The following is a 17,965-nucleotide window of genomic DNA, read 5'->3' on the forward strand; positions in this document are numbered from 1 at the left end:
GGGTCCCGCCAACCCATTTGATCTGAAGGAGCTCACCATGGCGGAAATCACCGCTGCGCTGGTCAAGGACCTGCGCGAGAAATCCGGCGCGGGCATGATGGACTGCAAGAAGGCCTTGCAGGAAAACGGCGGCGACGTCGAAGCCTCCATCGACTGGCTGCGCACCAAGGGCCTGTCCAAGGCCGCCAAGAAGTCCGACCGCGCCGCGGCTGAAGGCCTGGTGGCCGGCAAGCTGAGCGACGACGGCAAGACCGGCGTGCTCATCGAGCTGAACGCCGAGACCGACTTCGTGTCCAAGAACGACAAGTTCCAGGACGCGGCGCGTGACTGCGCCCTCGTGGCCCTGGACGTCGACGGTGACGTGGACGCCATCTCCGCGGCCAAGACGGCCAAGGGCGAAGTCGTCGGCGACGTGATCATGAACCTGATCGCGACCATCGGCGAAAACATGCGCCTGCGCCGTTCGGCCCGTCTGAGCGTCGCTCAGGGCGCCGTGGCCCTCTACCTGCACAATGCGCAGGGTGATGGCGTCGGCCGTCTCGGCGTGCTCGTCGCGCTGGAAGGCGCCGGCGATCAAGCGGTGCTGAAGGATGTGGGCCGCAAGATCGCCCTGCACGTGGCCGGCACCCCGACCCCGCCGCTGGCGCTCACCGAGGCCGACCTGGACCCCGCCGCCGTCGAGAAGGAAAAGAAGTTCCTTACCGACCAGGCGCTGGAATCGGGCAAGCCCATCGGCGTCGTCGAGAAGATGATCGAAGGCCGCATCCGCAAGTGGCAGGAAGAAGTGGTGCTGCTGAAGCAACCCTTCGTCATGAACCCGGACCTGACCATCGAGCAGCTGATCGCCGAAACCGCCAAGGAAACCGGCTCGCCGGTGACCGTGAAGGGCTTCGTGCGCTTCGCCCTGGGTGAAGGCGTCGAGAAGAAGGTGGACGACTTCGCCGCCGAAGTCGCCTCGATGACCGGCCAAGCCTAACTTAAAGCCTGACAAAAAGACGGCCCTGGGGCGCCGTGCGTTCGACGCGCTCGGCGCCCTTGGTTTATGTAGATACGCCCAAGATTCTCGAGAGCGCCCCATGTCCGACGCCAAGCCCCGCTACAAGAAGATCCTCTTGAAGATGTCGGGCGAGGTCCTGATGGGCGACGCCCTGTTCGGCATCGACACCGCGACCATCGATGCTGTGGCCCAGGACATCAAGGAAGTGGTCGACGCCGGGGTGGAGCTCTGCCTGGTGGTGGGCGGCGGCAATATCTTCCGCGGCGTCTCCCTGGCCGGCAAGGGCATGGACCGGGCTAGCGCCGACTATATGGGCATGCTGGCCACGGTGATGAACGCGCTCGCCCTGCAGGGCGCCTTGGAAAAGGCCGGCGTGGACACGCGGGTTCAATCTGCCATCCCTATGGACGCGGTCTGCGAGCCCTATATCCGCAGGCGGGCCCAGCGCCATATCGAGAAGGGCAGGGTGGTGATCTTCGCCGCCGGCCTCGGCGCTCCGTTCTTCACCACCGACACGCCTGCGGCCCTGCGCACCGCCGAGATGGGCTGCGACGCCCTCTTTAAAGGCACTAGCGTCGACGGCGTCTACACCGCCGACCCCAAGAAGGATCCCAGCGCGCGGCGCTACGAGACCCTCAGCTATCAGGACGTGCTGGCCCAGGACCTGCGGGTCATGGACGCCTCGGCCATCGCCCTGATGCGCGACAACAGCATTCCGATCGTGGTGTTCTCCATCCGCGAGCGGGGCAACTTCATGAAGGTGCTGCAGGGCGAAGGCGTCTTCACCACCATCGCCTGACCACGCCGACAACCTTTGACTTAAGGGAGACGCACCCATGGCCGACGCAGAAAAGCCGGTGCTTTCGAGCTACCGGGACCGGATGGACAAGGCGATCGCCGCCTTGAAGGACGAGTTCGCCAGCCTGCGCACAGGCCGGGCTTCGGCAGGCCTGCTCGATCAGGTGATGGTTGAGGCCTATGGCTCGACCGTGCCGCTGAACCAGGTGGCCGCCGTCAGCGTGCCGGAACCCCGTTCCATCACCGTCAGCGTCTGGGACAAGGGCATGGTGGTCTCGGTGGAGAAGGCGATCCGCTCGTCGGGCCTCGGCTTCAATCCCGTCAACGAAGGAACGAACCTGCGCATCCCGATCCCGCCGCTCACCGAGGAGCGCCGCAGGGACCTGGCCAAGATCGCCGGCAAGTACGCCGAGCAGCAGAAGATCGCCGTCCGCAACGTGCGCCGCGACGCCAACGACGACCTCAAGAAGGCCGAGAAGAACGGTGCCATCAACCAGGACGATCTGAAGCGCATGGAGACCGAGGTCCAGAAGATGACCGACGAGGCCATCAAGCGGGTGGACGAAGCCTTGAAAACCAAAGAGCAAGAGATCATGCAGGTTTAGTCGTCCACACTGACCTAAAGGACGAAACGGAAAACCTGATGGCCTCCGCTCCCACAGAGCCGCCCCCCAAGGACATGCCGCTGCACGTGGCGATCGTCATGGACGGCAATGGCCGCTGGGCGAAGCGTCGGGGCCTGCCGCGCAAGCTGGGTCATCCCAAGGGCGTGGAGGCCATCCGCAGGGTGGTGGAGGCGGCTCCCGACCAGGGTGTCCGCTGGCTCACCCTCTACGCTTTCTCGACCGAGAACTGGCGCCGCCCCGCCGGCGAAGTCGCCGAGGTCATGCGTTTGCTGAAGCACTATGTGAACAGCGACCTGGAGAAACTGACCCGTGAGGGCGTGAAGGTCCGCATTCTCGGCCGCCGCGAAGGCCTTCCCGCCGACATCGCCGAGATTGTCGAGCGCGCCGAGACTCGCACCGCTCACAACGACAAGTTCTTCTTGCAGGTGGCCTTCAACTATGGCGGCCGGGCGGACATCGTCGACGCCGCCCGCGCCCTGGTGGCAGACGCCCTGGCCGGCAAGATCGACGCCGCGGCGATCACCGACACTGTCTTCGAGGCCAAGCTCTCCACCGGCGGCCTGCCGCCTCCCGACCTGGTGGTGCGCACCAGCGGGGAACAGCGGCTCTCAAACTTCCTGCTGTGGGAGTCGGCCTATTCTGAGTTCGTCTTCCCCGACGTTCTCTGGCCGGACTTCACGCCAGATCATCTGCAGGCGGCGATCGACGAATTCCACCGGCGCGAGCGCAGGTATGGCGCCGTCGCGGACGATGTCCTTGCCGCAGGCTAAGCGTTTTAACTGGAGCAATCTGGGTGTGCGGGTGGCCTCGGCCGCCGTGCTTGTGCCCACCGCCCTGGCCGCCGTGTGGTTCGACACCGGCCTGGCCGCTGGCGGCTGGCCGTTCCTGGTTCTGATCGCGGTGGCCGTCGCCCTGCTGTCCATCGAATGGGGCGGAATGAGCGCGCCCCATGCGCCGATCCGGGTTTCCACCGCTGTCACCGTGGCCATCCTCGCCGGGGTGTTCCTGGCCCACCGCGACCACATGTGGCTGGCCTGGGGCGGGCTGCTGCTGGGCGGGATCGCCTCGGCCCTCGTGGCGCGTGGCGTCGCGGAGCGACCTTCGGACGCCGCCTTCGGGGTCTTCTATATCGGCATCGCCTGTATCTGCCTGATCTGGCTGCGGGCCATGCCCCAGGGCCAGTGGTGGACCCTGATGCTGTTCGCCATCACCTGGACCGCTGACATCGCCGCCTTCGCCGTTGGCAGCGTCCTGAAAGGCCCCAAGCTCTGGCCGCGGTTTTCGCCCAACAAGACCTGGTCCGGCTTCGTGGGGGGGCTGGTGTTCGCCATGGGCGTGGGCGCGCTCATGACCATCATCCCGGCCTTCGAACTCAACATGGCCGCCGGCGCCCTGGTGGGGCTGCTGGGCGGGCTGGCCACCATGGCCGGCGATCTCTGGGAATCGGCCCTGAAGCGCCGCTTCGGGGTTAAGGACTCCGGGAATCTTATCCCCGGCCATGGCGGCCTGCTGGACCGGGTCGACGGCCTGCTGTTCGCCGTCGTGATCATCGCCGCCGCGCGCCTGGTGAATCACCTGGGATGGGGCCATTGAGCCTTCCGCGCCGCCTCAGCGTCCTGGGCTGCACGGGCTCTGTAGGCGTCTCCACCCTCGATCTCATCGAGAAATCGGGCGCCGAGGTCGAGATGATCGCCCTGACGGCGGGCCGCAATGTCGAACGTCTCGCCGAGCAGGCTCGCCGGTGGCGGCCGAAGCTGGCGGTGATCGAGGACGAGACCAAGCTCTCCGAACTGCGTGACCGTCTGGCCGGCACGGGCGTGGCCACCGCCGCCGGAGCGGGCGCCGTGGTCGAGGCCGCGGCCATGGAGGCACAGTGGGTGATGTCGGCCATCGTCGGGTTCGCGGGACTGGGGCCCACCCTGGCGGCCGCGCGGTCCGGCGCCATCGTGGCCCTGGCCAACAAGGAAAGCCTGGTCTGTTCCGGGCCGCAGCTGCTGCGCATCGCCAAACTGGCGGGCGGGGTGGTGATCCCGGTGGATTCCGAGCACTCGGCGATCTTCCAGGTCTTCGACCCGATGGTCGCCCAGCACGTCTCGCGTCTGGTGCTCACCGCCTCGGGCGGCCCGTTCCGGGGCTGGACGCGGGAACAGATGCGGCTGGCCAGTGTCGAACAGGCCGTGGCCCACCCGATGTGGGACATGGGGGTCAAGATATCCATCGACTCGGCCACCATGATGAACAAGGGCCTGGAGATGGTGGAGGCGGCCTATCTGTTCGCCATGCCGGCTGAGCGGGTCGACGTCATCGTCCACCCGCAGTCCATCATCCATTCGATGGTGGAATATGTGGATGGCTCCACCCTGGCCCAGCTTGGCGCGCCCGACATGCGCACCCCGATCGCCTGCGCCCTGGCCTGGCCCGACCGTCTGCCCTGGCCCGCGCCCAAGCTGGATCTGGCCCAGGTCGGCCAGCTCACCTTCGAGGCGCCCGACTACGAGCGATTCCCCGCCCTGCAGATCGCCAAGGACGCGCTCGCGGCCGGCGGCGCGGCCCCGGCGGTGATGAACGCAGCCAATGAGGTCGCGGTCGCCGCTTTTCTTGACCGCCGCATAGGCTTTCTCGATATTGCCGCAATCGTAGCCGACACACTCGAATGTGTTGAGGCCAAGGGCCTCGCGGGGGAACCCAATAGCGATGTTCTCGAGAGTGCGAAGGCGACAGATGCGATGGCGCGTCGCGTTGCGTGCGATGTCGTCGCCGGGCTCAGTCCGGCGTCGTAGGGAGTAGCCTCGCTATGCTTTCATTTCTTCAGACCGCTTTGATCTACATTGTGCCGTTCATCCTGGTGCTGACCCTTGTGGTCACCATCCATGAGCTGGGGCACTTCTGGGCGGCGAAGAGTTTCGGTGTCGCCATCGACCGGTTCTCCATCGGCTTTGGCAAGGCCATCGCGTCCTGGACCGACAAGTCGGGGGTGCAGTGGCGGATCGGCTGGGCGCCGGTCGGCGGCTATGTCGCATTCGCCGGCGACGACAACGTCGCCAGCGTGCCTGACCAGGACGACCTGGAGACCCTGCGCCAGTCCATCGTGGCCCGCGAAGGGGAGGGGGCGCTCTCCCGCTACTTCCACTTCAAGCCGATCTGGCAGCGTGCGGTGATCGCCGCCGCGGGCCCAATGGCCAACTTCGTTCTGGCGATCGTTCTGTTCGCCACCCTGGTTTTGGCCCTGGGAGAACACCTCCTGCCGGCCAAGGTGGCCTCCGTGGCCGCCGGCAGTCCGGCCGCCCAGGCCGGATTCCGCGCCGGCGACCTCATCGCTGAGGCGAACGGTCGACCGGTCAAGAGCTTCATGGACTTGGCGGAGGTGGCCCAGCTTCGGGTGAATTTGCCCACAGTGTTCGTCGTTCGCCGCGGAACCGAGGAGGTGTCGCTGACCGCCACCTCCAAGCTGCAGATGCGCTCCGACGGTCTCGGCGGTGAACGCCTCCAGGGCACCCTGGGGATCGTGCCGGCCCAGGCGCGCGAGGACTATGTGCACGTCCGCTACAACCCCATTGAGGCCCTCGGCAAGGGCGTCGAGCGGACGTGGCGCGTGCTCAGCACCACGGTCTACTACCTGGGCCGCATGGTCACGGGCCAGGTCTCCGCCGACCAGCTGAGCGGACCTCTGGGAATCGCGCGGGTCTCCGGCCAGGTCGCCCAGACCGGGGCCCTGGGAGCGCCCGATCTCGGATCACAGGTTCTCGGCGCCAGCGTCGCCCTGCTGGGTCTCGCCGCCGTGCTGTCGGTCGGCATCGGTTTCATGAATCTGCTGCCGGTGCCTGTGCTGGACGGGGGTCACCTGCTGTTCTACGCCTACGAAGCTGTGGCCCGCAGGCCTCTGACGGCCAAGGTTCAGGCCGCGGGCTATCGTGTGGGCCTTGCGCTGTTGCTGGGATTGATGTTGTTCGCGACCTGGAACGATCTGCAGCAACTGCGTGTGTTCAAAATCCTCGGCGGTCTGCTTTCCTGACCCCCCCAATTCCGTTGACGGCAGAAACGATGCAAAGAACCCGCGCCCAGCGCGCCGCGCTCGCCTCCGGTCTCGCCCTGCTTCTGGGTTCGACCGCGATCACCCTGCCGAGTCTCGCCTTCGCCCAGGCCGCTGAGCAAGCCGGCGTGGTGCAGCGCATAATTGTTCAGGGCAATGAACGTATCGAGCAGTCGACCGTGCTCTCCTATCTGCCGATCCAGGTCGGTGAGCCCGCCGACCCCTCCAAGCTTGACCTTGCGTTGAAGGCTCTGTTCCGAACCGACCTTTTCTCGGACGTGAAGATCAACCTGCTGAACGGGGACTTGACCATCACGGTCGTTGAGAACCCGATCATCAACAAGGTGGTCTTCGAGGGCAATTCCGGTCTGAAGGAAGATAAGCTGCGCGACGAGGTCACCGTGCGTCCGCGCGGCATCTTCACCCGCGCCAAGGTGCAGGCCGATGTGCAGCGCATCGTCGAGCTGTACCGCCGCTCGGGACGGATCTCGGCCACGGTGTCGCCGAAGATCGTCGAACTGCCCCAGAAGCGCGTCGATCTGATCTTCGAGATCGACGAAGGCCCCAAGAGCGGCGTGCTGCGGGTCAACTTCCTGGGCAATCAGGAATTCTCCGACAACGATCTGCGCGACGTCGTCGTGACTGAACAGAGCAGCTGGTACAAGTTCTTCTCGTCCAACGCCAACTACGACCCTGACCGCCTCGAGTACGACAAGGAGCAGCTGCGCAAGCATTACCGTAACCGTGGATTCTACGACTTCCGCGTGATTTCGGCCGTGGCTGAACTTTCTACCGATAAGAACGGCTTCGTCATCACCTATACCCTCGACGAGGGCCCGGAATACAAGTTCGGCAAGATCTCCGTGGAGACCGAGCTGCAGAAGCTGGACAAGAACCTGCTGCTGCAGCTGGTGCCGATCCGGTCGGGTGAGCTCTATCGCGACGAGATCATCGAGAACGCCACCGACTCCCTGACCTTCGCGGCCGGCGCCGCGGGCTTCGCCTCGGTGGACGTGCGGCCGCGCTACGTGGCCAACAAGGAGACCAAGACCGTCGACGTGGTCTTCCAGGTCCGCGAAGGCCCGCGCGTCTATGTCGAGCGCATCGACATCGTCGGCAACAGCCAGACCCTCGACTACGTCATCCGGCGGGAGTTGAACCTGGTGGAGGGCGACGCCTACAACCGCGCCTTGGTGGACCGGTCGAAGAACAACATCCGCGCCCTTGGCTTCTTCAAGGACGTCAACATCACCGAAATCCCGGGCTCCGCCCCGGACCGCACGACCCTGCAGGTGAAGGTCGAGGAACAGCCCACCGGCGAGCTCTCATTCAGCGCCGGCTATTCATCGGTCGACCAGCTCGTGCTGGATCTCGGCATCACCCAGCGCAACTTCCGTGGCCGCGGCCAGGATGTGCGGGCTCGGATCTCCGTGGGCTCCCTGCGCCAGCAGGTGGACTTTTCCTTCACCGAGCCGCGCTTCCTGGGCCGCAATCTTCGGGCCGGGGTCGACATCTATTCCTACCGCTACGACCTGACCGATTATTCCGCCTATCAGACCAGCACGCTCGGCATGAACCTGCGCGCCGGATTCCCCCTGACTCTGAACTCGTCGATGACCACCCGCTACGTTCTGCGTCAGGACGAAGTGGACATTGATGACACCTTCTGCGATCTGACCTCGCCCGTCGTCTCCCTGTCGCTCTGCGCGCAGCGCGGATCGTTCATAACCTCTCTCCTCGGCTATGGCCTGCGCCTGGATCGGCGGAACAATCCAATAAACCCGACCCGCGGCTTCTACGCCGATATCAGCCAGGATCTGGCCGGCGTCGGCGGCGATGTGAACTACATCAAGACTGACATCGACGGCGGCTGGTACCATGGCTTTAACAAGGATTTCATCCTCAGCGTCACCGGCCAGGCGGGCTATATCGCCGGCTGGAGCGGCGACACGATCCGGATCAACGACCGCTCTTACAAGGGCGGCAACAGCTTCCGCGGGTTCGAGACGGCGGGCCTTGGCCCGCGCGACACCAACTTCGCGCGCAGCGACGCCCTCGGTGGCCGCGCCTACGCCATCGGGTCGGTGGAGCTGACCGTTCCGACCTTCGTGCCCGAGCAGTACGGCATCAAGGCCGCCCTGTTCACCGACTTCGGCACCGTTGGCCTGCTGGACGACGTGGACAAGGAATATCAGCCCGGCTCGATCAATCCGGTCACAAACCTTCCCTATCCTGCCGGGACGCGCGATCCGCTGATCTTCGACGACCTGTCGTTGCGCGCCACGGCCGGTCTCTCGGTGTTCTGGAAGTCTCCGATGGGTCCCATCCGTTTCGACTTCAGCCAAGTTTTGGCCAAAGAAGACTACGACAAGACCGAAACCTTCCGTTTCTCCACTTCAACGAAGTTCTGACCCCCATGACGATCAAAAACCTAGTCGCGGCGACCTGCGTCGCCGCGCTGTCACTCAGCGCCAGCTCCTCAGCCTTTGCCCAGGCGGCCGCGCCGACCATCACTCACGGACCGGCGCTTCCAGGGGTCTGCGTCATGTCGATCCAGGGCGTCATCGCCGGCTCGACGGTCGGCAAGCACGTCCAGACCCGCATGCAGCAGATTCTGGCCCAGGTTGAGGCTGAGCTGAAGGCCGAGGAAGCCGCCCTGCAGAGGGATGGTCAGGCCTTGGAGGCCCAGAAGGCCACCCTCGACCAGGGCACCTTCGAAACCCGCGCCGCCAACCTGCAGGTCCGCCTCAACGCCTACCAGCGCAAGTCGCAGCTGCGCGACCGTGAGTTGGAGCGGACCCAGCAGAAAGCTCTCGGCCGCGTTGGCCAGGAGATGGAGCCGATCATGCGTCAGGTTTACCAGCAGCGTCAGTGCAGCGTTCTGTTGCGCGCTGAATCCGTGCTCGTCGCCAATCCGGCCATGGATCTCAGTCCTTCGATCATGACCGCCCTGAACGCCAAGATCACTCAGTTCGCCTTCGAGCGCGAACGGCTGGACCAACCGGCCGCCACCCCGCAAGCTGCGGCTCCCGCTCGCAAATAGACCGACTCGGGCTATGCGCGGGTCGAGCTGAGAGTGCTTGATGCCTGACCCGCGCTTTTTCGAAGATTTGGGCCCCGTCTCCCTGACGGAGCTCGCCGCGCTGACCGGGGCCGAGTTGTCGGCGCCCGGGGCCGGCTCGGTGCAGGTCGCCCGCGTCGCGATCCTCGCGCGAGCGGGCGCCGACAGCATCACCTACTTTTCCGATCGCAAGCTAGCCGCCGAGCTGGCCGAGACTCACGCCGCGGCGTGCTTGGTTACCGAGCGGGACGTCGGCCTTGTGCCCCAGGGCTGCATCGCCCTGGTGACCCGCCAACCCACCGCCGCCTACGCCATGTCGGGCCAGCGCCTCCATCGGCCGCGCCTGCACGCCGGGTCGGCCGCGGTTTCCCGCGACGCGAGGGTGGAGGAGGGGGCGACCATCGGTCCGGGCGTGGCCATCGGCCAGGGGGCCCAGATCGGCCGGGGCTCCGTCATCGGCCCCAACACCGTCATCGGCCCCGGGGTCACCATTGGCCGCGACTGCGTCATAGGGGCCAATGTCAGCATCCACTGCGCCCTCGTGGGCGACCGGGTGAAAATTCTGGCCGGCGCGGTTATCGGTGAGGCCGGCTTCGGCGCGACCGCTGGGCCTACCGGGGTCATTGATATCCCGCAGCTCGGCCGGGTGATCCTACAGGATGGGGTGACCGTCGGCGCCAACACCTGCATCGACCGCGGGGCCTATGAAGACACGGTCCTCGGCGAGAACACCAAGATCGACAACCTGGTGCAGATCGCTCACAACGTGCGCGTCGGCCGCAACTGTGTGATGGCGGCCTACACAGGGGTTTCGGGCAGCGTGACGATTGGGGATGGCTCGGCGTTCGGCGGCCGGGCCGGGGTGGCCGACCACGTCATCGTCGGCGAAGGCGCTCAGATCGGCGCGGGAGCCGGTGTTTTCCGGGACGTCGCTCCCAAGGCGGTCATGGGCGGATACCCGGCCATGCCCATGCGACAATGGCTGCGCGAAGTCGCCTGGCTGACCAAGGCGGCCACCATGCGCCGTCGGGAGGAACCTGATCAATGAGCCGCAAGGCCCCCGTCAACGAGTCTCCCACCGAGATCGACATCACCGAGATCGTGAAGCGGATTCCGCATCGCTATCCCTTCCTGCTGGTCGATCGCTGCGAGGACTACAAGGCCAGCGAATCCATCGTCGGCATCAAGTGCGTGACGATCAACGAGCCCTTCTTCCAGGGCCACTTCCCAGACTATCCGGTCATGCCGGGCGTGCTGATCATCGAAGCCCTCGCCCAGACCGGCGCGGTGCTGATGTCCAAGTCCCTCGACGTGGATGTGGCCGGCAAGACCATCTTCTTTGTCTCGGTCGACAACGGTCGCTTCCGCCAGCCGGTGAGGCCCGGTGACGTCCTGCGCCTGAACGTCAAGGTGATCCGCGCCCGCGGCGATCTCTTCAAGTTCCACGGCCAGGCCATGGTGGGCGACAAGGTGGCGGCGGAATGCGAGTTCGCCGCCATGGTGGTGGCCACTCAATGAGCGTCCAGGTCCATCCCACCTCCATCATCGCCGACGGCGCTGTCCTGGGCGACGGCGTGGTCATCGGCCCGTTCTGCACAGTCGGGCCCAATGTCAGATTGGGCCCGGGCACCAAGCTGGTCTCCCACATCGTCGTGGACGGCCACACCGAGCTCGGTTCGGGCAACACCGTCTATCCCTTCGCCATGCTTGGCGGCCCGCCTCAGCACACCGCCTACAAGGGTGAGCCCACCAAGCTGGTGATCGGAGACCGCAATCTCATCCGCGAGCATGCCACCATGAACGTCGGCACCGTCAACGGCGGCGGCGTGACCAGCGTGGGGTCTGATGGCCTGTACATGATCGAGAGCCATGTCGGTCACGACTGCAAGGTCGGTGACAACGTGATCCTGACGAAGCAGGCCACGCTCGGCGGTCACTGCCAGATCGGCGACTTCGTGATCGTCGGCGGCCTGGCCGCGGTCCATCAGTTCACCCGGGTCGGGCGGCACGCGATGATCGGCGGCTTGGCGGCCGTGGTGAAGGACGTCATCCCCTACGGCTCGGTCTGGGGCAACCATGCCCACCTCGAGGGGCTGAACCTGGTGGGGCTGAAGCGCCGGGGCTTCAGCCGCGAGACCATCAATACGATGCGCGCCGCCTATCGCATGCTGTTCGCCGACGAGGGCACTTTCCAGGAGCGCCTCGACGACACCATCGAGACCTATGCCGGGTCCGAGGAGGTCCGCGAGATCATCGACTTCATCCGCGCCGACGGCAACCGCCCGCTCTGCCTGCCCGAGCGCGAGGTCTAGACGCTCTATGCGCAAACTCGGCCTGATCGCCGGCGGCGGTACGCTGCCCCTGGAGATCGCCGAGCACTGCGAGCAGGCCGGCCGTGCGGTGTTCATCGCACGGCTGAAGGGCTTCGCCGAGCCGCAGCTGGACCGCTTCCCGGGCGTGGACGTCGGCCTCGCCGAGATCGGCAAGACCATCAAGGCCCTGAAGCGCGCCGGTTGCCAGGCCGTCTGCCTGGTGGGAAATGTCAGTCGGCCGGACTTCAAGACGCTGAAGCCCGACTTGCGCGGCCTCGCCCTGCTGCCGGCGATCATCGCGGCGGCAAGGCATGGCGACGACGCCCTGCTGCGGGTGGTGCTGAACGAATTCGCCAAGGAGGGCTTCACCATCGAAGGCGCCCACGAGGCCAAGAGCGATCTCACCCTGCCCAAGGGCGCCCTCGGCGCTGTGTCGCCGGGTCCCGAGCACCAGGGCGACATCGACCGCGCCCTGCTGGTGGCCCGCGAGATCGGCCGCCTGGATGTCGGGCAAGGCGCCGTGGTCTGCGACGGGCTGGTGCTGGCGGTCGAGGCCCAGGAGGGCACCGACGCCATGCTGCGCCGAGTGGCCCACGAGATTCCCATCGCCATCCGCGGAACCCCAGGCGCCTATCGTGGGGTGATCGCCAAGGCGCCCAAGCCGATTCAGGAGACCCGTGTGGATCTGCCCACGATCGGTCTGGCCACCGTCCAGCGCGCAGCCGCCGCCGGCTTGGCGGGTATCGTGGGGGAGGCGGGCCGACTGCTGGTCCTGGACCGCGAGGCGGTGATCGAACTGGCCGACGAACTGGGCCTGTTCATCTTCGGAGTGGAACCGTGAGCAAGCCGCTCTGCGTAATGCTGGTAGCCACCGAGGCCTCCGGTGACGATCGGGGCGCGGGCCTGGCCAAGGCCCTGCGCGCCCGCCTGGGCGACAAGGTGCGCTTCATAGGAACGGGGGGCGCCCAGATGGCCGCCCAGGGCGTGGAAAGCCTGTTTGATATCGCCCAGCTCTCCATCCTGGGCGTGGTGGACGCGCTCGCCGTCTACCCCCGCGCCATGAAGATGGTGGATCAGACCGTGGCGCTCGCCGCCCATGAGAAGCCCGATGTCGTGGTGCTGATCGATTCCTGGGCCTTCAGCCTGCGCGTCGCTCACCGCCTGCGAAAGATCGATCCCTCTATCCCGCTCTTGAAGTACGTCGCCCCCCAGGTCTGGGCGTGGCGCAGGGGCCGCGCCAAGGTGCTGGCCGGCGCGGTCGACCACCTGCTGTCGATCCACAGCTTCGACGCCCCCTATTTCGAGGCGGAGGGCCTGGCCACAACCTTCGTGGGCAACGCCGCCCTGAAGGTGGACTTCTCCAAGGCTGATCCCGCTCGCCTTCGCAAGGATCTGGGCATCTCACCCCAGGCACCGATCCTGCTCGTCCTGCCGGGCAGTCGGCCCAGCGAGATCGCCCGGGTCCTGCCGCCCTTCGGCGAGGCCGCCCTGATTCTGAAGGCCAGCCACCCGGACCTGGAGATTGTCATCCCCGCCGCGCCGACCGTGGCCGCGGCGGTCAAGGCGCAGGTCGCCGGCTGGCCGCGCCGGGCTCATGTGGTGGAGGGCGACCAGGCCAAGCTGGACGCCATGACGGCCGCCACCGCTGCGCTGGCGTGCTCGGGCACGGTCACCATCGAGCTTGCCCTGGCCGGCTGTCCCATGGTCATCGGCTACCGCATCGACAAGCTGACCTACGCCCTAGTCAACCGACTGGTGAAGCGGCCTATCACCCTCTTCAACATCGCCGCGGGAACGATCGTCGCCCCCGAGCTGATCCAGCAAGATTGCACGCCGGAGAACCTCGCCCGCGAGGCCGCCTTGCGTCTGGACAATGCCGACATCGCCGGTCGCCAGGTCGCCGCCCAGTACGGCGCGTTGGAGAAGATGGGCCGGGGCGGCCCTGATCCCTCGGACGCTGCGGCCGAGGCCATCCTCAAGGTCATCGGCTGACAGCCAAAGAAAATCCGCCGAACCCGAGGGCGCGGCGGATGAACTTCAATCCGGCGGAGAGAGCGTCTAGCGCGTGCTGATCGCCGTGTAATCCCGTTGCGCGGCGCCGGTGTAGATCTGGCGCGGACGGCCGATCTTCTGCAACGGATCCTCGATCATTTCCTTCCACTGCGCGATCCAGCCCACGGTGCGGGCCACGGCGAACAGCACGGTGAACATCTCGGGCGGGAAGCCCAGGGCGCGCAGGGTGATGCCGGAGTAGAAGTCGACGTTCGGGTACAGCTTGCGCTCGATGAAGTAGGGGTCGGACAGAGCGATGCGCTCCAGCTCGATGGCCACCTTCAGCAGCGGGTCATCGGAATTCCCGACCTCGGCCAGAACCTCGTGGCAGGTCTTCTGCATGACCGTCGCGCGGGGGTCGTAGTTCTTGTAGACCCGATGGCCGAAGCCCATCAGGCGGTAGCGGCGATCCTTCACGCCCTGCACGTACTCGGGGATGCGATCGACGGTGCCGATCTCCTTGAGCATGTTCAGCGCTTCTTCGTTCGCGCCGCCGTGGCTCGGGCCCCAGAGGCAGGCGATGCCGGCCGCGATGCAGGCGAACGGGTTGGCGCCCGAGGAACCCGCCAGTCGCACGGTCGAGGTCGAGGCGTTCTGCTCGTGGTCGGCGTGCAGGATGAAGATGCGGTCCATGGCGCGCGTCAGCACCGGGTTCGGAACCCAGTCCTCGGCCGGCACCGAGAAGCACATGCGCAGGAAGTTCTCGGCATAGGACAGGTCGTTACGCGGATGCACGAAGGGCTGGCCGCGGAAGTACTTGAAGGCCCGCGCCGCGATCGTCGGCATCTTGGCGATCAGCCGGTGCGACGAGATCATCCGCTGCTGCGGGTCCTCGACGTTGGTGCTGTCGTGATAGAAGGCCGAGAGCGCGCCGACGGCGCCGACCATGATCGCCATCGGGTGGGCGTCGCGACGGAAGCCCTGGAAGAACCGATCAAACTGCTCATGCAGCATCGTGTGGTAGGTGATGGTCTTTTCGAATTCCTCGGCCTCGGCGGCGTTCGGCAGTTCGCCGTGCAGCAGCAGGTAGCAGACCTCGAGGAAGCTGGACTTCTCAGCCAGCTGGTCGATCGGATAGCCGCGGTGCAGCAAGATGCCCGCGTCGCCGTCGATGAAGGTGATCTTGCTTTCGCAGGACGCCGTCGACGTGAAGCCGGGGTCGTAGGTGAAGACGTCGGCCTCGGCGTAGAGCTTGCGAATATCGACGACGTCCGGGCCGTCGACGCCCTTCAGAATCGGGAGTTCAACGGTCTTTTCACCGATGCTCATTCTCGCCGTGTCGGCCATGCCATCCCCTTCGCATGTCTGGAACAAAACGTCTGTTTGGCGAGCCTTATACCGCCTTACGCAGCGGGCGAAAGGGCATCGTCAAGCCTGCCGAGACTTTCCGCTTTTCCGAGGCTTACCAAGGCGCCCGCCAGATCAGGCGCGGGCGCGCCGCCAGACAGGAGGCCACGTAAGGCAGGCCCGATCTTTCCAAGGCCTACACCCTCGCTTTCGGCGAAGCTGCGCAGGGCCGCCTCCAGCACGGGGACCTCCCAATCGGCCTGGCCGGTGAGGTTTTCGCGCAACCGGGTTAGCCGAGCACGGGTCTCTTCATTCAGCATGCCGGTCACCTTTTCCGGCAGCTCCAGCGGCCGCGGCTTCAGGGCGAAGACCACGGCGTCGGCGAGTTCCAGCAGGGTCTTGGCCCCGTCGCGGACCAGGGGAATGGTGCGGTGCAGGATGGCTGAGTCGGCGTCGTGCACGGGCTCGCCGCGGCTCGCTCGGACCCTCTGGGTCAGGGCAACCAGCCGATCGATATCGGCGAGGCGCAGATAGTGGTTGTTGATGTGGTTCAGCTTGGCCCAATCCAGCCGGGCGGGCGCGCTGACCACGTCGGTGACGTCGAACCAGCTTTGCGCCTGTTCGTCGCTGAAGATCTCGTCGTCGCCGTGGCCCCAGCCCAGGCGCGCGAGATAGTTGCGCATGGCCTCGGGCAGGTAGCCCATGTCGTCGAATTCACTCACCGCCTGGGCGCCGTGCCGCTTGGACAACTTGGCGCCGTCGGGGCCGTGGATCATCGGCAGGTGGGCCCAGATCGGAACTTCCCAGCCCAGCGCCTCATAGATCAGGGTCTGGCGGGCGGCGTTGTTCAGGTGGTCGTCGCCACGGATCACATGGGTGACCCCCATCTCATGGTCATCGACGATGACGGCGAGGTTGTAGGTGGGCGTGCCGTCGGTCCGCAGGATGATCAGGTCATCCAGGTCCTTGTTCTTGAAGGTGACGTCGCCCTTCACCAGGTCGTGGATCACCGTCTCGCCCTCGTGCGGACCCTTGAAGCGCACGACGAAGGGGCGGTCGTTGAAATTGGCGTCCTGGTCGCGCCAGGGCGACCGCACGGCACGCCCCTCGGCCCGGGCGATTTCACGCTCGGCGGTCAGTTCCTCGGCGGTCATGTAGTCGCGATAGGCGCGGCCCTTGGCCAGCAGTTCCTGGGCGGCCAGCACGTGCCGGTCGGCGCGGGCGGCCTGGAAGACCGGCTCCTCGTCGGGTGTCATGCCCAGCCAGCTCATGCCGTCGAAAATCGCCTGGACGGCGGGCAGGGTGGAGCGCTCGCGATCGGTGTCCTCGATGCGCAGCAGGAACTTGCCACCCATGCGCTTGGCGTAAAGCCAGTTGAACAAGGCCGTGCGGGCCGTGCCAATATGCATGTAGCCGGTGGGCGAGGGGGCGATACGGGTGACGACGGGGCGGTCGGACATCGAGCTCGGGACTGTGGGTGAAGCGGCGCCGGCGGAGGCCGACGCGATCGCGGCGCCTATTAACACGCCCGTCCGCAAGCTTCCTAGCGCCGCCGAAGTCTTCGCGTGGCTGCGCGCTCAGGCGGCCGCCCAGGCGGACCGGCTCAGCCTGTGGACCCCCGTCGCCTTCGGCTGCGGCGCGGCGGCCTATTTCGCCCTACCGCGCGAGCCTGTGGCGGCGCTGGCCATCACCGCCCTGGCGCTCGCAGGCGCCATGTTGCTGGCCCGCGCCAGATGGAGCGGCGGCCGGGTTCTGGTGATCGCGCTCACGCTCTTGGCCTTCGCCCTGGCCGGATTCGCCGCCGGCAAGCTACGCACCCAGCAGGTCCGCGCCCCGATCGCGCCCAGCGGCGAGGGGATGCAGACGGTCGAGGCCTTCGTGGTGGACATCGCCAATCCGGGGCAGGGCGGGCCGCGGCTGCTGCTCGCCCCCATCCGGGTCAGCGGCCTTGCCCCGGAGGCGACGCCGATCCGGGCCCGCATGACCCTGCAGCCCGACACGCCCTTGCCGGCGCCCGGCGTGGCCATCCGCGTGCGCGGCATGCTCAATCCGCCGCCACCGCCCGCCAGCCCCGGGTCTTACGACTTCGCCCGCGACGCCTTCTTCGAGGGGATCGGCGGCGTCGGCTTCACCCTGACCTCGCCGCGCGAGATCTTCGCCGAGCCGCCGCCCTGGCGGCTGGCCCTGGAGATGCGGGTCAACGCGGCCCGGTGGGCCCTGGCCCGCAAGATCGTCGATGAGATGGGGGTGGAGAGCGGCGGCCTGGCCGCGGCCATGGTGACCGGCCACGAGGCCTTCGTGCCCCGCGAACAGGTCGACGCCCTGCGCGCCTCTGGCCTGGCCCACATCATCTCGATCTCCGGCCTGCACATGGCCATCGTCGGGGGCTTCACCTTCGCCGGCGTGCGGCTGCTGATCGCCGCCTGGCCGTGGCTGGCCCTGCGGGTGTCCAGCAAGAAGACCGCGGCCCTGTTCGGCCTCGCCGCCGTGCTGAGCTACCTGGTGCTCTCGGGTGCGCCGGCGCCGGCGGAGCGGGCGGCGATCACGGCGGCGGCGGCCTTCGGGGCTATCCTGGTGGACCGCCGCGCCATCAGCCTGCACACCCTGGCCATCGCCGCCCTGGTGATCCTGGCCCTGCAGCCCGAGGCGGTGACCGAGCCTGGCTTCCAGATGTCCTTCGCCGCCACCACGGCCCTGGTGGCCATGGCAGAGCTCTGGCCGCGCCCGATCCGCGAGATCAACGCCCCCTGGCCGATCCGCGCCGTCCAGGGGGTGGGGACCTGGTTGGGCGCGAGCCTCGCC

Annotated in this window: 17 protein-coding genes; 15 read left to right on the plus strand and 2 right to left on the minus strand. The window is 66.7% G+C overall.

The genetic code is table 11. The features are described 5' to 3' along the window. The first annotated feature begins 37 nt into the window (after positions 1-37). The 14 genes from tsf to lpxB all read left to right on the plus strand — a co-directional run bounded on the left by tsf (position 38) and on the right by lpxB (position 13,816). Positions 38-976 carry a translation elongation factor Ts gene (gene tsf, locus RMO97_RS03955; protein ID WP_310539258.1) on the plus strand — a complete coding sequence of 313 codons (939 nt, stop codon included), beginning with the start codon at positions 38-40 and terminating at the stop codon, positions 974-976. Between the two features lie 100 nt (positions 977-1,076). Next, positions 1,077-1,796 carry a UMP kinase gene (gene pyrH, locus RMO97_RS03960; protein ID WP_310539242.1) on the plus strand — a complete coding sequence of 240 codons (720 nt, stop codon included), beginning with the start codon at positions 1,077-1,079 and terminating at the stop codon, positions 1,794-1,796. A 37-nt stretch (positions 1,797-1,833) separates the two neighbouring features. After that, positions 1,834-2,400, plus strand: a complete 567-nt coding sequence (frr, locus tag RMO97_RS03965; RefSeq protein ID WP_310539243.1) for a ribosome recycling factor — start codon at positions 1,834-1,836, stop codon at positions 2,398-2,400. A 38-nt stretch (positions 2,401-2,438) separates the two neighbouring features. Then, positions 2,439-3,191 (plus strand): isoprenyl transferase, encoded by a 753-nt coding sequence (locus tag RMO97_RS03970; protein ID WP_310539244.1) that lies wholly within the window; start codon positions 2,439-2,441, stop codon positions 3,189-3,191. Next, complete coding sequence (locus tag RMO97_RS03975) at positions 3,172-4,014, plus strand: phosphatidate cytidylyltransferase (RefSeq protein WP_310539245.1); 843 nt, start codon at positions 3,172-3,174, stop codon at positions 4,012-4,014. The genes RMO97_RS03970 and RMO97_RS03975 overlap by 20 nt, the downstream gene beginning before the upstream one ends. After that, positions 4,002-5,201 (plus strand): 1-deoxy-D-xylulose-5-phosphate reductoisomerase, encoded by a 1,200-nt coding sequence (dxr, locus tag RMO97_RS03980; RefSeq protein WP_310539246.1) that lies wholly within the window; start codon positions 4,002-4,004, stop codon positions 5,199-5,201. Before RMO97_RS03975 ends, dxr begins: the two co-directional genes overlap by 13 nt. A 14-nt stretch (positions 5,202-5,215) precedes the next feature. Next, positions 5,216-6,433: an RIP metalloprotease gene (locus RMO97_RS03985; protein WP_310539247.1), complete on the plus strand. Its 1,218-nt coding sequence runs from the start codon at positions 5,216-5,218 to the stop codon at positions 6,431-6,433. A gap of 29 nt (positions 6,434-6,462) precedes the next feature. After that, complete coding sequence (bamA, locus tag RMO97_RS03990; protein ID WP_310539248.1) at positions 6,463-8,862, plus strand: outer membrane protein assembly factor BamA; 2,400 nt, start codon at positions 6,463-6,465, stop codon at positions 8,860-8,862. Positions 8,863-8,867: 5 nt separating this feature from the next. Then, the gene (locus tag RMO97_RS03995) at positions 8,868-9,494 is read left to right on the plus strand and encodes an OmpH family outer membrane protein (RefSeq protein ID WP_310539249.1); all 627 of its coding nucleotides are present in this window, start codon (positions 8,868-8,870) and stop codon (positions 9,492-9,494) included. Positions 9,495-9,534: 40 nt separating this feature from the next. Then, positions 9,535-10,560 (plus strand): UDP-3-O-(3-hydroxymyristoyl)glucosamine N-acyltransferase, encoded by a 1,026-nt coding sequence (lpxD, locus tag RMO97_RS04000; protein WP_310539250.1) that lies wholly within the window; start codon positions 9,535-9,537, stop codon positions 10,558-10,560. Beyond that, the gene (fabZ, locus tag RMO97_RS04005; protein ID WP_310539251.1) at positions 10,557-11,030 is read left to right on the plus strand and encodes a 3-hydroxyacyl-ACP dehydratase FabZ; all 474 of its coding nucleotides are present in this window, start codon (positions 10,557-10,559) and stop codon (positions 11,028-11,030) included. Before lpxD ends, fabZ begins: the two co-directional genes overlap by 4 nt. Then, a complete protein-coding gene (lpxA, locus tag RMO97_RS04010; protein ID WP_310539252.1) occupies positions 11,027-11,824 on the plus strand; it encodes an acyl-ACP--UDP-N-acetylglucosamine O-acyltransferase in 798 nt (265 codons plus the stop codon). The genes fabZ and lpxA overlap by 4 nt, the downstream gene beginning before the upstream one ends. Positions 11,825-11,831: 7 nt before the next feature. Next, positions 11,832-12,665 carry a UDP-2,3-diacylglucosamine diphosphatase gene (gene lpxI / locus RMO97_RS04015; RefSeq protein WP_310539253.1) on the plus strand — a complete coding sequence of 278 codons (834 nt, stop codon included), beginning with the start codon at positions 11,832-11,834 and terminating at the stop codon, positions 12,663-12,665. Next, positions 12,662-13,816: a lipid-A-disaccharide synthase gene (lpxB, locus tag RMO97_RS04020; RefSeq protein WP_310539254.1), complete on the plus strand. Its 1,155-nt coding sequence runs from the start codon at positions 12,662-12,664 to the stop codon at positions 13,814-13,816. Before lpxI ends, lpxB begins: the two co-directional genes overlap by 4 nt. Positions 13,817-13,882: 66 nt before the next feature. Here the strand turns inward: lpxB and gltA are convergent, their stop codons facing one another. Together gltA and gltX are read right to left on the minus strand one after the other, a co-directional pair. Then, on the minus strand, positions 13,883-15,163 hold the full coding sequence (gltA, locus tag RMO97_RS04025; RefSeq protein ID WP_310539255.1) for a citrate synthase: 1,281 nt from the start codon (positions 15,161-15,163) through the stop codon (positions 13,883-13,885). 56 nt (positions 15,164-15,219) lie between these two features. Beyond that, complete coding sequence (gene gltX, locus RMO97_RS04030; protein WP_310539256.1) at positions 15,220-16,623, minus strand: glutamate--tRNA ligase; 1,404 nt, start codon at positions 16,621-16,623, stop codon at positions 15,220-15,222. Here gltX and RMO97_RS04035 point away from each other — a divergent pair. Then, positions 16,601-17,965, plus strand: a 1,365-nt coding sequence (locus tag RMO97_RS04035) for a ComEC/Rec2 family competence protein (RefSeq protein ID WP_310539257.1), incomplete at its 3' end; no start/stop codon positions are given. The genes gltX and RMO97_RS04035 overlap by 23 nt on opposite strands.

This window comes from Phenylobacterium sp. (genome assembly GCF_031425575.1).
In the GTDB taxonomy this organism is placed as follows: domain Bacteria; phylum Pseudomonadota; class Alphaproteobacteria; order Caulobacterales; family Caulobacteraceae; genus Phenylobacterium.

What these genes read in the sequence shown, in the direction of transcription:
- RMO97_RS03970 (WP_310539244.1), top strand. Translation starts at nt 2,439, where the DNA reads ATGGCCTCCGCTCCCACAGAGCCGCCCCCCAAGGACATGCCGCTGCAC.
- lpxA (WP_310539252.1), top strand. Translation starts at nt 11,027, where the DNA reads ATGAGCGTCCAGGTCCATCCCACCTCCATCATCGCCGACGGCGCTGTC.
- gltA (WP_310539255.1), bottom strand. Translation starts at nt 15,163, where the DNA reads ATGGCCGACACGGCGAGAATGAGCATCGGTGAAAAGACCGTTGAACTC.
- lpxI (WP_310539253.1), top strand. Translation starts at nt 11,832, where the DNA reads ATGCGCAAACTCGGCCTGATCGCCGGCGGCGGTACGCTGCCCCTGGAG.
- gltX (WP_310539256.1), bottom strand. Translation starts at nt 16,623, where the DNA reads ATGTCCGACCGCCCCGTCGTCACCCGTATCGCCCCCTCGCCCACCGGC.
- lpxD (WP_310539250.1), top strand. Translation starts at nt 9,535, where the DNA reads ATGCCTGACCCGCGCTTTTTCGAAGATTTGGGCCCCGTCTCCCTGACG.
- bamA (WP_310539248.1), top strand. Translation starts at nt 6,463, where the DNA reads ATGCAAAGAACCCGCGCCCAGCGCGCCGCGCTCGCCTCCGGTCTCGCC.
- fabZ (WP_310539251.1), top strand. Translation starts at nt 10,557, where the DNA reads ATGAGCCGCAAGGCCCCCGTCAACGAGTCTCCCACCGAGATCGACATC.
- frr (WP_310539243.1), top strand. Translation starts at nt 1,834, where the DNA reads ATGGCCGACGCAGAAAAGCCGGTGCTTTCGAGCTACCGGGACCGGATG.
- RMO97_RS03975 (WP_310539245.1), top strand. Translation starts at nt 3,172, where the DNA reads ATGTCCTTGCCGCAGGCTAAGCGTTTTAACTGGAGCAATCTGGGTGTG.
- tsf (WP_310539258.1), top strand. Translation starts at nt 38, where the DNA reads ATGGCGGAAATCACCGCTGCGCTGGTCAAGGACCTGCGCGAGAAATCC.
- pyrH (WP_310539242.1), top strand. Translation starts at nt 1,077, where the DNA reads ATGTCCGACGCCAAGCCCCGCTACAAGAAGATCCTCTTGAAGATGTCG.
- RMO97_RS03995 (WP_310539249.1), top strand. Translation starts at nt 8,868, where the DNA reads ATGACGATCAAAAACCTAGTCGCGGCGACCTGCGTCGCCGCGCTGTCA.
- dxr (WP_310539246.1), top strand. Translation starts at nt 4,002, where the DNA reads ATGGGGCCATTGAGCCTTCCGCGCCGCCTCAGCGTCCTGGGCTGCACG.
- RMO97_RS03985 (WP_310539247.1), top strand. Translation starts at nt 5,216, where the DNA reads ATGCTTTCATTTCTTCAGACCGCTTTGATCTACATTGTGCCGTTCATC.